We start from the raw sequence: 13,263 nt of genomic DNA, 5'->3' as shown, positions 1-13,263 counted from the left end.
CTATGTATAGATTTTGCCTAAAATGTTTTAGACTTCGGACACCACCTGATTACGGCCCTGTTTTTTGGCTGTATATAAACATTGGTCTGCACGGCGGATGGCCTCATTCGCGTCTTGATCCGAAGCCAAAGCCCAACTCACCCCAATACTTGCTGTAATTTGGTGGTTTTGAATAATGCTTTCATTTTCTATGCTTTGGCGGATTTTTTCAGCCAATAGCACCGCACCGTCTAAAGTGGTTGCTGGTAATAATACAATAAACTCTTCACCACCAAAACGCGCCACAAAGTCTGTCGAACGCACAGCCGTTGCTAGTAGGCTCGCAACGCTCTGTAGCACATGATCCCCTATTTCATGCCCAAAACTATCATTGACCTTTTTAAAGAAATCCACATCCATCAGCAATACGGCGTAGGCCAGATCATTTCGCTGAAATTGACCAAATAAATAGCTCAAATAGTCATTAAATGCACGGCGGTTATATAGTCCAGTTAAACCGTCATGATGTGCTAATTTTTCCAATTCTGAATTGGCTTCTTTTAAAGCCAATGTACGCTCTTGTACTTTCTGCTCTAAGGTGGCATTTGCCTCGACCAACTGGTGCTTTTGGGTCAATAGTGTCGTGGTCATGCTATTCAAAGACTGCGAAAGCCATTTAATTTCACGAATACTACTTTGCGCGTCAAAATGAACTTCATCTTGGCCTTTTTCTACCGCATAAGCACTTTTTGCCAGATTTTCAATATGACGGCTGAAGCGATTCGCCAAACGGTACGTCACCACCAGCATGAGTAATGTGACAATCAGACCAATTAAGCCAATTTGCTTTTGCATGGCGCGTACATCTGCCAATGCAGCCGATACGGGCTGTCGTACAATCACATGCCAGCCCATGCTCATTTGTGTATTTGACACGACTGGCACATCTGTAGTGACATAGTTTTGCCCCTCATGCCAATCATCTATAAAAGTTCCCTGCGCTAAAGTCTTTTGATCAGGTAATTGGACTTGTCCAATACTCTTGTATGGATACAGGATTTCCCCTTTGCCATTTACAATAAAGACTTCAATGCCCTGCTGTGCAGCATCTTTTGGTAACGCACTTTGTAGCACTTGGCTGGCCCAACTCCAATCCGCATGTGCAGCCAGTACACCTCGAATTTTATGAGTTTTGGCATCGTACACTGGCGTTGCAAAGTCAATAAAACGCATTGGTTCATTCGGGTTAATGGCTTTGAGCTTCTTGGCTAGTAAAATCGCTTCGTGTACATCGCCCAAATAAACGCGCTGTAAGCCTTCCTTAAACCAAGGGCGTGCAGATACATCCGCTCCTTCAAGCATGCCGTCTGCAGCGACTTCTACCACGCCATCCACATTGGCAATGCCTAACCACGCATAATATTTATAAGAGCTTTTAACTTGATCCAACTTAAGTTGTAGTTGCGGATTTTTAAAATCTGTTGCCATAAAAAATGGCGAATCGCTCAGTAGTATCATTTCTCGCTCACGTTCCGTCAGCGAGTTAGCCAAAGTTGTACTAATGCTTTTTGCGACCAAATTTAAGGTTTGAGCACTGGCTTTGGTCATCTGCGCAGAGGCTTTGTGACCAATATAGAGGGTAATGACTAGGCCCAATATAAATGCCAAGCCCGCAAACAAAATTAGCAGGCGGTTGCGGAAAGTATCTACATTCAGCATTCCACGTAGCTCCAGTACTCAAGTAATTGATTTAAGAATAACTATATAACAAAAAAAACAGCTCCGTCTGCCCAGAAGCTCACCTTCTGTATTTTTTCTTGGCAAATTTTAGTACTCGATCTACGTGAAGCATTCAAATACTCAACACTCGAATGTATGTAGGCAAGCAAATTAGATTTTGTCATGCTCATACTTTGGTCTATACATATAAGCCAAAACATGACGCTAAAAAAGCGTGATTTGCTTAAAATACGTTCAAAATTCAAATGATTTAGAATCTTATTAAAATAAACAAAACCATGATCAAAGAATGGCTTTGATTGATAAAAACACTATAAACACAAGCACTTCTGCACATAAAATCCACTGCAAAAAAGTGAGCATGGCATATTTTTTGCTCCATCTTTCTCCTAAAGCCGAATTTGAAATTATGTTAATTCCTAACGAGTTAACGTTAACAAATCGGTAAAGAATTTTGCTTGAGCAAATATTCGAATCTCGCTTAAGATGATTTTTAGTATGTTTTTCATACATAAGAGAAAAGCATTTTTTGCATAACAAAAGATTTAAAAAGTTTATCCAAAATTAAAGCAATCAATGCAGCACAATAAAAGGAGTTTTGCTCATGACACAAAAACGTACACTGACCGCGCTTTTTTGCGCCAGTTCCCTAATGCTTGGCTTAACCGCTTGTGGCAACAACAAAGCACCTTCAGCAGAACAAGGCGCAAGTTCAGATGCAACAGCATCCTCTAGTTCCGGCACGCTAGATAAAATTAAAAAGTCAGGCACGATTGTGCTGGGCTACCGCGACTCATCTATTCCTTTTTCGTATATTGCAGACAATCCAAACCAGCCTGTGGGCTATGCGCATGATTTACAGCTTAAAGTAGTTGAAGCCCTGAAAAAACAGCTGAATATGCCAGACCTGAAAGTTCGCTATAACCTAGTGACCAGCCAAAACCGTATTCCACTTGTCTCTAACGGTACTGTCGACTTAGAGTGTGGTTCAACCACCAACAATAAAGAACGCCAACAACAAGTTGATTTCTCAGTCGGATTTTTTGAAGTCGGTTCTCGCCTGCTCACTGCCAAAGACTCAGGGGTAAAAGACTTTGCTGACCTAAAAGGCAAAAAATTAGTGACCACAGCGGGCACAACTTCAGAGCGCTATATTCGTCAGCATGAAAAAGAGCTCGGCATTGGCGAAGTCATTTCCGCGAAAGACCATGCCGAGTCTTTCCTCATGTTGCAAAACGGTCGCGCTGCTGCCTTTATGATGGACGATATTTTACTGGCTGGCGAAAAGTCGAAAGCCAAAGATCCGAATAAATGGGAAATTGTGGGAACACCGCCAATTCACGAAGTGTATGGCTGTATGCTCCGTAAAGGTGACACAGGCTTCAAACAAGTGGTCGATGGCGCCATTAAAGAGGTATATAGCACTGGTGAAATCAACCAAATGTATAAGAAGTGGTTCCAATCCCCTATTCCACCTAAAAATATCAACTTAAACTTCGAAATGTCTGAACAGCTCAAACAGCTCATTAGCAACCCGCATGACCGTGATGCTTAACCCTTAACCGCCATACATGCCTCTGCGTCAGCCAAAGTTGTTTGGCTGACGCCGTAAAAGGAGTCACTATGAATTATAGTTGGAATTGGGGCGTATTGTTCCAGTCCACAGGCATTGGCGATACCACTTACCTGAACTGGGTCTTCACGGGCTTAGGCTGGCTACTGGTCATTGCTACTGTCGCGTGGAGTATTGCGATGGTACTGGGTAGCATTTTAGGCATTATGCGCACACTACCTAGCCCATTCGCCCGCTCAATCGGCACTGCTTATGTCACCATTTTCCGTAATATTCCATTACTGGTTCAATTGTTTATTTGGTTCTATGTGGTACCAAATTTCTTGCCAGAAGCTATTCGAAATTGGTGGATCAATGACTTAGGTGCCAACACCACTGCGCTTATTTCTGCCAGTATCGGCTTAGGATTATTTACTGCAGCCCGTGTTTGTGAACAGGTTCGTACAGGTATCGAAGCGATTCCAAAGGGTCAAACCAATGCAGGTTATGCGATGGGCTTTAGTACCACGCAGTTATACCGCTACGTTATTTTGCCACAGTCATTTCGTACCATTTTGCCTCCGCTCAGTTCAGAGCTGACTAACTGTGTAAAAAACACCTCGGTTGCCTCTTTAGTGGGCGTGGCGGAAATTATTTCACAAATGAAAACCATCAGTGAATACACGCAAAATACTATCGAAATCTATACCTACGTCACCATAGCATTCATTTTGATTAATATTTGCCTGATTGCATTTATGAACTTTCTGGAAAAACGCTTGCGTGTTCCAGGCTTAATCGCAGGAGATAAATGATGGAATGGCTCACTGCGTTTACACAGGATTTACAACAATCTTGGCCCGCACTTTGGCATGGCCTGAGCATTACATTAAAAGTGGTGGTAAGTGCCGCGATTGGCGGCGTCATTATTGGCACATTATTGGCACTGATGCGACTCTCTTCCATCAAAGCCTTAAACTGGTTTGCTAAAGGCTATGTCAACTTATTTCGCTCGATTCCACTACTACTGGTACTGATGTGGTTTTATTTTGCCGTACCGTTTATATATACAGGTATCACAGGCAATTACCTCACTATTGATACAGCATTAGTATCAAGTATTGTGGCTTTTATGCTATTTGAGGCGGCTTATTTTTCCGAAATTGTCCGTGCAGGTATTCAGTCTATTCCAAAGGGTCAAAGCTCTGCGGCTTATGCCTTGGGTATGACTTATCCGCAAACCATGCGATTAATTATTTTGCCTCAAGCATTTCGCAAAATGACACCCTTGCTCCTACAACAAACCATTATTTTATTTCAAGACTCCACCATGGTTTATGCCATTGGACTTTTGGACTTTTTCCGTACCAACTACGTCCGCGGTGACTTAATGTCGTTGCTGACACAATACATTCTATTCGCTGGCTTGGTGTACTTTACCATCAGCATGCTTGCAACCTATGCAGTCAAAAAATTACAACGGAGGTTAACTGTATGAGTGAACAAAAAGTGATGATTGACCTCCAAAATGTCAGTAAATGGTACAAAGATTTTCAGGTGCTGACCGATTGCACCACGCAGATCAGACAAGGCGAAGTGGTGGTCGTCTGTGGCCCTTCAGGCTCAGGTAAGTCAACGCTCATTAAAACCGTGAATGGTCTTGAACCTTTTCAGCAAGGTGAAATTTCTGTCGATGGCATTGGCATTCATGACCCCAAAACTGACCTCAGTAAACTGCGCAGTCGTGTCGGCATGGTCTTTCAGCATTTTGAACTGTTTCCACATTTATCCATTACAGAAAACCTCACCATTGCACAAGTGAAAGTATTGGGTCGTTCTGAAGAAGAAGCCAAAAAGAAAGGGCTTGCTTATTTAGATCGTGTTGGTCTCAGCGCGCATGCAAGCAAATTTCCAGCACAGCTCTCTGGTGGCCAACAGCAACGTGTTGCCATTGCCCGCGCTTTAAGCATGGACCCCATTGCAATGCTATTTGATGAGCCAACTTCTGCGCTTGATCCAGAAATGATTAATGAAGTATTGGATGTGATGGTTGGCTTAGCCAAAGAAGGCATGACCATGATGTGCGTCACGCATGAAATGGGCTTTGCCCGCCAAGTTGCGGATCGTATTATTTTTATGGATCAAGGCAAAATTGTGGAAGATTGCAGTAAAGATGAATTCTTTAATGCACCACGAGGTGAACGTGCTCAGCAATTCTTAAATAAGATTTTGCACTAAATTTAACCATGTATTTAGTCAGCAACCATATACATAAAAACCATGACATTCGGACAATTCTTGATTGTCATGGTTTTTTAACTTTTAGAATTTAAAGTATTTTCCAATATTATTTTACTCACAACTGAGATCATTGCTCGACAAGCCCATATTTTTAATAAAAGCACCAATATCACTTTAAATACCTATGCTATTCATCGCAGATCAAGATTCTCTTTAAATTTTTGACTTGTGCTAAACATGCACTATTGCAATTCATACAAATAAAAATGCCTTAAAATTATATATAAATGATTAATATTTATTATATTTATCAGAATTCAATATATTTAATAATTGCACCATTATAGTGCTTTATATACTAATTTGCCTTATATCGAGTCTTGTAAGTTTTTGAAATATATTAATCAAAATTTCCCTTGCTCTCCCCCCTTTTCCAAAAGTACTTGCTCGCTATACTGAACTTCTTTTTGTGATACACCGCACTATATTGGAGCACTCCATGCAAAATATAGATTTATTATTTCTCCTCCTTGGTGCTGTTTTAGTGCTTGCAATGCATGCAGGCTTTGCATTTTTAGAACTTGGAACAGTTCGCCATAAAAACCAAGTCAATGCACTGAGTAAAATTCTCTCTGACTTTGCCATTTCAGCCATTGCATACTTTTTTGTAGGCTATTACATCGCTTATGGTCAACATTTTTTCCATGTTGGAACCACTTTAGCCGCAGATCATGGCTATAACTTAATGCGCTGTTTCTTCCTCTTAACCTTTGCAGCGGCTATCCCTGCCATTGTCTCTGGTGGAATTGCCGAGCGTGCAAAAATGCGCTCTCAAGCCATCGCAACACTTATTTTGGTCGCTTTGGTCTATCCATTTTTTGAAGGCATTGCATGGAATGGCAATTTAGGGATTCAGGCATGGCTCGCTCAAACTTTTGGTGCGAGCTTCCATGACTTTGCAGGTTCCGTAGTGGTGCATGCAATGGGGGGCTGGATTGCATTTGCTGCGGTTATTTTACTTGGACCACGTTATGGCCGTTATAAAAAAGATGGCCGAATTAGTGCACACCCACCGTCTTCAATTCCTTTTCTTGCCCTCGGCTCTTGGATTTTAATCATCGGTTGGTTTGGCTTTAACGTAATGAGTGCACAACGTTTAGATGCCATTTCAGGTCTGGTGGCCATTAACTCACTCATGGCAATGGTCGGTGGTACATTTGCAGCTCATTTAGTGGGCGACAACGACCCAGGCTTTTTACACAACGGCCCATTGGCAGGATTAGTGGCCATCTGTGCAGGCTCAGATATTGTTCACCCTATTGGTGCGCTGTTCATTGGTATGGTAGCAGGTGTCATCTTCGTCAAATTATTTACCTACACACAAAATAAACTCAAAATTGACGATGTATTGGGTGTATGGCCATTACATGGTGTATGTGGCGCTTTTGGCGGTATTGCCGTCGGATTATTTGGGCAAAAATGGCTCGGTGGCTTAGGCGGTGTTTCAATGCTTTCCCAAGTTTTTGGCACAGTCTTTGCTATTGTAATTGCCTTGGCTGGAGGCTTCTGCGTATATGGCGTACTCAAAGCGATGATGGGTATTCGTCTGAGCCAAGAAGAAGAATTCCGTGGTGCGGATTTATCTATTCACCGTATTACCGCCAACTCAGAAGATAATATGTTCTGAACTCATATTTATTCAAAATAATCGCTTAACCTTCAAGTGGATAATCCATGATTTTTAGGATTATCCAATTTTTTTATCTCAAAATTGTTCATATTTTCAATTTGCACGGTACTGGCCAGCGGGCTTAAAGCAGTTAAAATAGCTTTAGATCGACTTAGCCTAAAATTAAGTCGCTAAAAATTGCCAAACTTGAACTAAATGTTGAATGCGTTGCTCGGGCAAAATATCTATTGTATCTTCATGAAAACCTTCCAGCCATAGCGCTTGCATACCCGCTTGCTGTGCGCCATATACATCATTAATAGGATGATCACCAATAAATAGACACTGTGTTGCTTCTAGGCCCAATTGTTCACGTGTGTAGTGAAAAATCTGTGTATTCGGCTTTGCCACACCCGCCAACTCAGAGCTGACGATTAGATCAAAATACGCTTCGAAGCCTAAGCCTTTTAAAATATTTAAACGGGTGGCATGTCCACCATTTGATACCACAGCCAATTGAAAGCCTTTTGCTTTAAGTTGGCTCAACAGCTCAACTGCCCCAGGCATTGCTACAGCGTGTGCGCCAAAAAAATGAAACCAACATTGGGTGAGTTCATCAAAATCAATCTGGTGTTGCCAATTGAGTTGTTGCTGTAATGCATAGGCCACCGAAGCACCAATACTTGGGTGGGTTAAATCTTTGGCAAGCGGATAGCCACCCCGATCAATTGAATTAATAATCTGCTTGATTTGCCCAAGGTCTGGTGCAATGAGACTGCTGGCATAACGCGTAGCCAAAAACTGACTATATGCAACGATACTTAAATCACGATGCGTTAAAGTGTTGTCTAAGTCAAAGATTACGGCGCGAATAGACATAGAGAACTGACCTACAAAGACAGCTGGAAATGACTAGGCAATGTAGCATACACATACACAAGCCTTTTGCTTGTTCTCTGCTAAGCATTGCATCGTGATCACTAAAGATCTGACTAAAAAAGACATGCTTTAAGTTTTAATTAAGCTGTTTTTGCATTAATAGCTAAAAAGGAACACTCATTAGCAAAGTATGCAAAATCACCCCAAATTCATTCTCTTCCATATTGGAATCTTATTCATCAGTTTCGGTTTACTACAAACTGTGATTCCTGTAGGTGGCGATCTTGATTTAAGTTTGATACATCCTTGGATTAGTGAGTCCGGTCAGTTTTTATTAAGAGATAATTGGTACTTAGCCAAATTAAATCATAAATATGTCAAAGACCTGCTCATTGCCGTTTATGTCATCATGTTCTTTGCATGGGTGGCATCGTTTAAAGTAGAGCGTTTAAAACCACGCCGTACGGAACTTGGGTATTTCTTTTGGGTCTCCATGCTCTGCACCATTGTGGTGAGCATCTTAAAATCACAATCTAGCCATGCCTGCCCTTGGTCTATGACCATTCCAGATACAGACGGTTTCTTTTGGGACTTTTCCGCAATGTCTGGCCATTGCTTCCCAGGTGGCCATGCCTCACTCGGCTTTTCTTTTATCACGGGATATTTCCTTTACCATATTACGCAGCCTAAACGCGCTTATTTTTATTTAGTGGCTGGGCTGGTTTTAGGCATGAGCATGGGTTGGGCGCAAATGATGCGTGGTGCACACTTCATGAGTCATAATTTATGGACCTTGTGGATCTGCGCATGTATTAACATTATGTGCTACGTCATTTTCTATTTACGTAAAAAACAATCCGTGTTTTTAGAGCACCATGAACCCCAAGTGGTGCTTTAATCAAAATAAAAATGCTGTAGCCATAGTCAATAGTCATCTGCATAGCAGTTTAAGATATATACCTAGACTTAATTGCAGAATGATCCTTTCACTGAGTGCATCTAAGCATATAGCTCATACACATTCATTACTGCACAATCCCTCATCCGTGATGATCAATATTCCACAAGAAAATCGTAGCGACTGAAACTGAATCGGCTTTTTATAAAAAGTGCGACTCAACCGTCATCCAATATATATGCTCTACATCTGACAGCAACCATACATACCGCTGAGAATATACTCAGGACAGCTCTCTTGAGTCATTGCTAATCATAAGAAATATACAGCTCATAATATTATGCTGATATATACCCGAAAAAAGCCCATGCGGATGCATAGGCTTTTGGATTGTGATTGGATCTCACACTACTTTATACAAAGTATGAATACATGCCTGAGTCGAATAATTCATACCTAAGCTAGGTGAGCATTACACCATTAAGCGAAAATAGCCATTTTATGCTGAATGCACCAATGGCAATGTAATAGTGACTTTAAGTCCACCTAAGCTATCACTCTGTCCAAAACTTAATTGACCATGAATCCGGTGTACGGCTTTATCGACAATAGAAAGTCCCAAACCACTGCCCACTTCTTGATGATGATGCACGCGATAGAAGCGCTTTAAAATATGTTCATGCAATTGCGGATCAATGCCAGGGCCACTATCTTCCACCACAATGACTGCATACTCAGCTTGCTGAAATACAGAGACATTAATCACGCCATTCTCTGGCGTATATTTAATGGCATTATCAATTAAGTTATACACAATGGAATGTACAGCAGACTCTTGACTGTGCAGTTTAATCGATTCACTACGCTCCATGCCTAAGTCCAAGTTTTTCTGCATCGCTAAATGAATCAGTTGTTCTACACAATTAACCGCAGTGCGTGAAACATCAAAATCATGTAAATGTTCCAGATGTTCTATGGAGGCATCTTGTTTCGCTAAGTTTAATAACTGCGTGACTAAATGCTGAATTCGTACTAAGCCTAAGTTTAAGCGTTGCAAGTCGGCATGATCTGGAAACTCTTGCAGTAGCACCTGCATTTGTAAACTTAATGCCGTAATAGGTGTACGAAGTTCATGGGCAGCATCTGCAATAAATTGGCGCTGTTCTTGCTGAGACAAACTAATACGCTCAAACAGATGGTTCATTTCTTCAATGGTGGGAATAATTTCAACTGGATAATCACGTGCCAAAATCGGCTGTAAATCTTTGGAGTTACGCTGTGCCAATTCGGCCTTAAAGTCATCAAGGGGTTGTAAGATGCGACTAATCATCCAGCTCAATCCCCAAATAACAAAGGGCATGAGCACCAAATATGGAATGAACATGCTACCCGCTAATTCTAAAGCGAGATCTTGGCGTACAGACTGCTGCTGACTCACCTGAACCTGATAATCTTTTTGAGGCAACACATAGGTATACCAAACATCATCTGCGTTCTTGTGGCGATAAAAACCTGCTTTGGGTACAGAATGTAATAAAATTGAGCTATGTTTTTGATTTTTTAAATCATTATTGTAAGACCATACATCTACAAATAAGTCTTGTTCCGCATAGCGCTGTGACGGCTCAAAATCATTTTTGGTTGGCTCTAGACCATGTCGAACCACACGTTCTGCCAAATTCTTCATTTGCTGATCTAAAATTTCATTGGTTTCTTCCAAAGAAATTTTATACGCCGACATCATGAGCACACAGCCTACAATTAAGCTGAAAAAAGACATATAAAGAATGAGTTTGGTCTTTAATGAGTTTGAAAAGCTGTGTGCACTAAACACCATTTAGAGTTGTCCTAAGCGATAACCCAAACCACGAATGGTACGAATAAAATCTTTGCCTAATTTGTTTCTTAAGTGATGCACATAGACCTCAATGGTATTACTGCTAATTTCACTGTCAAAATCATACAACTTGTCTTCTAAATTGGTTTTAGAAAAAATCTTGTTGGGATGTGTGACCAGTGGAATCAAAATAGCCCATTCACGATTTGATAGATCAATATACTGACCTTTGTATTTAGCCAAATGCTGTTCGACATCTAGCACCAACTCACCATAAGTTAGAATATGTTGCTGATTTGCCTGTTGCTCTTTACCACTACGGCGTAACAATGCATGAATACGTGCAATGAGTTCATCAAACTCATAAGGTTTAATCAAATAATCATCCGCGCCCTGATTTAAGCCATCTACACGCTGCTGTAATTGATCACGTGCTGAAATGATCAATACGGGTAAAGTCGGCTGAATTTGGCGAATCTGCTTTAACACTTGCATGCCATCCATTAAAGGCAAACCCAAATCTAGCAATACGGCGTCAAATTCACTTTGCTGCAATAGTTTTAAGCCATCAATGCCGTTGTTCACCCACTCTACTTCAAATCCCTGATACTTCAACAAGGTCTGAGTAGACTCAGCAATCATAAAGTCATCTTCAATGATTAAAATTTTAGTCATGGCATCAACTCACTTAAGCAGCAGGCTTACAATTTTGTAGCATATCATTTTTTACATCAATCACTTGAGTTTGTACACCCAATATACTTAACAGACTTGGGAATAAATTATCTTGGCTCAATGTTTGTGATTTTTGTTGGTTTAAACAAGACACAGTGGCTGCTTGATTGGCTTTCCATTCGGGTGAAAACCACATAATCATAGGCACATGGGTCTGTTGCGAAGGTGCCATTGCATAAGGTGCACCATGTAAATACATCCCGTATTCTCCTGTCGATTCACCATGGTCAGATAAATACCAGAAACCTGTTTGATACTTGTTATTGGCTTTGAGTGACTGAATCACTTCACTCAATATATGGTCGGTATATACAATACTGTTGTCATAACTATTGATTAAAGCCTCTTGTGTACAGCCCTGAATTGCATTGGTATCGCAAGTCGGTTTGAACTTTTGGAATTCTGGTGTAGAACGTGCGTAGTATGCAGGTCCATGACTCCCAACTTGGTGTAATACAATCAAGCGCGGGGTTTGGTCATCCGCTGGAATGTTTTCGATATATTGATTCAGCGCCTCTACCAAAATCTGGTCATAGCAATCGCCTTCTGGTGTACACCATTTTTTCTTCAGTTCAGGTGAAATCTCAACTTGCTCAACACGGGTACAGGTGCCTTTACAGCCTGAGTTATTATCAATCCATGTCACTTTATAGCCAGCACGTTGTGCAATATCCAATAAACCTTCGCGGTGGTTTGCCAACTTTTCATCATAGTCGCTACGAGGCATGCCAGAGAACATACAAGGAACAGAAACCGCTGTGGCTGTACCACATGAACTCACCTGACTGAAGTTCATCACATCTAATTTAGCCAGCTCAGGATTGGTATTTTTGGCATAACCATTTAAAGAAAAACTCTCAGCACGTGCTGTTTCACCCACTACCAGCACCATAAGTTTTGGCTTTTTACCTTGTGCAGTTTTTTCGACCAAATGAGCATCTTCACCATATTTGATCAAAGGCAAATTTTCCTTTGGAGCTTGGTGTTTAAAATAGGAAAAACCTGCTGCAATGGCATTTTGAGGAGAGATCATGCCTTTTAAATCACGGTTTTGACGAAAAATAGCCGCATAATCAACATAAAATACAAAGAGCATTGCTGCAAGAACCGCAAAAGATGCAATCAAATGAATGCCTTTATGGATGAATATCTTGCCCGTCGTTTCAGTTTTTAAAGGGATACATGCAGCAACCAACATAGGTAATGCCACCATGAAAATACTCCAGAACAGCAAGCGTACTGACATTAAGCCTCTAACTTCTTGCGGATCTGTTTGCATGGCATTTTGAATTTGATCTGGCGAAATAACGACGCCCAAACTGGTCACAAAATACGCACTAAAACCACCAATAAACAGCAAAATTAATGCAACTGGTTTTGCCGTCCAACGCCACTGTAACAGTTGCAATAAGATGTTATACAGTGCTGTTACAACCAATATAGATGCGATCAAAAACAGCCACGACTTCATCCCCTGATACGGCGTAAGTTGATGCAATTTTTGATAGAACCCAAGATTGAGCGCCAGTGCCAACCATACACTAACCCACAAATTAAAACGTGAAACTGGCATTGTAGTGAATGTTTGCCATTTTCTTTTCAGTGATTCAAACATGCAAAATTTCTTCAAATACTTTACGAATGAAACTAAATTAATGGCCCTAACTTAATCGATACTTAACAAGCTTAATTTTTTCTTAAATGTACTATTTAAATTATGTTTTCAATGATTT

11 protein-coding genes are annotated in these 13,263 nt (G+C 40.9%); 6 read left to right on the top strand and 5 right to left on the bottom strand.

Annotated elements, in window-relative coordinates; translation table 11 throughout:
• Window positions 1–27: 27 nt before the first annotated feature.
• Window positions 28–1,698, bottom strand: a complete 1,671-nt coding sequence (locus D9K81_RS02315) for a sensor domain-containing diguanylate cyclase (RefSeq protein WP_120373841.1) — start codon at window positions 1,696–1,698, stop codon at window positions 28–30.
• A gap of 625 nt (window positions 1,699–2,323) precedes the next feature.
• Between D9K81_RS02315 and D9K81_RS02310 the strand changes: the two genes are divergently transcribed.
• The 5 genes from D9K81_RS02310 (at window position 2,324) to D9K81_RS02290 (ending at window position 7,199) form a co-directional block, all read left to right on the top strand.
• Window positions 2,324–3,274, top strand: coding sequence for a transporter substrate-binding domain-containing protein (locus tag D9K81_RS02310; protein WP_120373842.1), 951 nt, complete (start codon window positions 2,324–2,326; stop codon window positions 3,272–3,274).
• A 68-nt stretch (window positions 3,275–3,342) separates the two neighbouring features.
• Window positions 3,343–4,086, top strand: coding sequence for an amino acid ABC transporter permease (locus D9K81_RS02305; protein WP_120373843.1), 744 nt, complete (start codon window positions 3,343–3,345; stop codon window positions 4,084–4,086).
• Complete coding sequence (locus D9K81_RS02300) at window positions 4,086–4,769, top strand: ABC transporter permease subunit (protein WP_120373844.1); 684 nt, start codon at window positions 4,086–4,088, stop codon at window positions 4,767–4,769. The genes D9K81_RS02305 and D9K81_RS02300 overlap by 1 nt, the downstream gene beginning before the upstream one ends.
• 14 nt (window positions 4,770–4,783) lie before the next feature.
• Window positions 4,784–5,509: an amino acid ABC transporter ATP-binding protein gene (locus D9K81_RS02295; RefSeq protein ID WP_171406859.1), complete on the top strand. Its 726-nt coding sequence runs from the start codon at window positions 4,784–4,786 to the stop codon at window positions 5,507–5,509.
• 502 nt (window positions 5,510–6,011) lie between these two features.
• Window positions 6,012–7,199 carry an ammonium transporter gene (locus tag D9K81_RS02290; RefSeq protein ID WP_120373846.1) on the top strand — a complete coding sequence of 396 codons (1,188 nt, stop codon included), beginning with the start codon at window positions 6,012–6,014 and terminating at the stop codon, window positions 7,197–7,199.
• 165 nt (window positions 7,200–7,364) lie between these two features.
• On the opposite strand, the gene D9K81_RS02285 is transcribed toward D9K81_RS02290, so the two are convergent.
• Window positions 7,365–8,060: an HAD family hydrolase gene (locus tag D9K81_RS02285; protein WP_120373847.1), complete on the bottom strand. Its 696-nt coding sequence runs from the start codon at window positions 8,058–8,060 to the stop codon at window positions 7,365–7,367.
• A 190-nt stretch (window positions 8,061–8,250) separates the two neighbouring features.
• Between D9K81_RS02285 and D9K81_RS02280 the strand changes: the two genes are divergently transcribed.
• A complete protein-coding gene (locus tag D9K81_RS02280; protein ID WP_120373848.1) occupies window positions 8,251–8,958 on the top strand; it encodes a phosphatase PAP2 family protein in 708 nt (235 codons plus the stop codon).
• A 499-nt stretch (window positions 8,959–9,457) separates the two neighbouring features.
• Here the strand turns inward: D9K81_RS02280 and D9K81_RS02275 are convergent, their stop codons facing one another.
• Genes D9K81_RS02275 through D9K81_RS02265 form a run of 3 tightly spaced genes read right to left on the bottom strand, consistent with a single transcriptional unit; the run spans window position 9,458 to window position 13,145 of the window.
• Window positions 9,458–10,795 (bottom strand): sensor histidine kinase, encoded by a 1,338-nt coding sequence (locus D9K81_RS02275; RefSeq protein WP_120373849.1) that lies wholly within the window; start codon window positions 10,793–10,795, stop codon window positions 9,458–9,460.
• Entirely contained in the window at window positions 10,796–11,470 is a 675-nt protein-coding gene (locus D9K81_RS02270; RefSeq protein WP_120373850.1) for a response regulator transcription factor, read from the bottom strand.
• Between the two features lie 13 nt (window positions 11,471–11,483).
• Window positions 11,484–13,145: a phosphoethanolamine transferase gene (locus D9K81_RS02265; protein WP_120373851.1), complete on the bottom strand. Its 1,662-nt coding sequence runs from the start codon at window positions 13,143–13,145 to the stop codon at window positions 11,484–11,486.
• Window positions 13,146–13,263: the final 118 nt, after the last annotated feature.

This window comes from Acinetobacter chengduensis, from assembly GCF_003664645.1.
Classification (GTDB): Bacteria; Pseudomonadota; Gammaproteobacteria; order Pseudomonadales; family Moraxellaceae; genus Acinetobacter; species Acinetobacter chengduensis.
The sequence above is the reverse complement of the archived record's forward strand: the minus strand, read 5'-3'. Positions and strand labels throughout refer to the sequence as shown.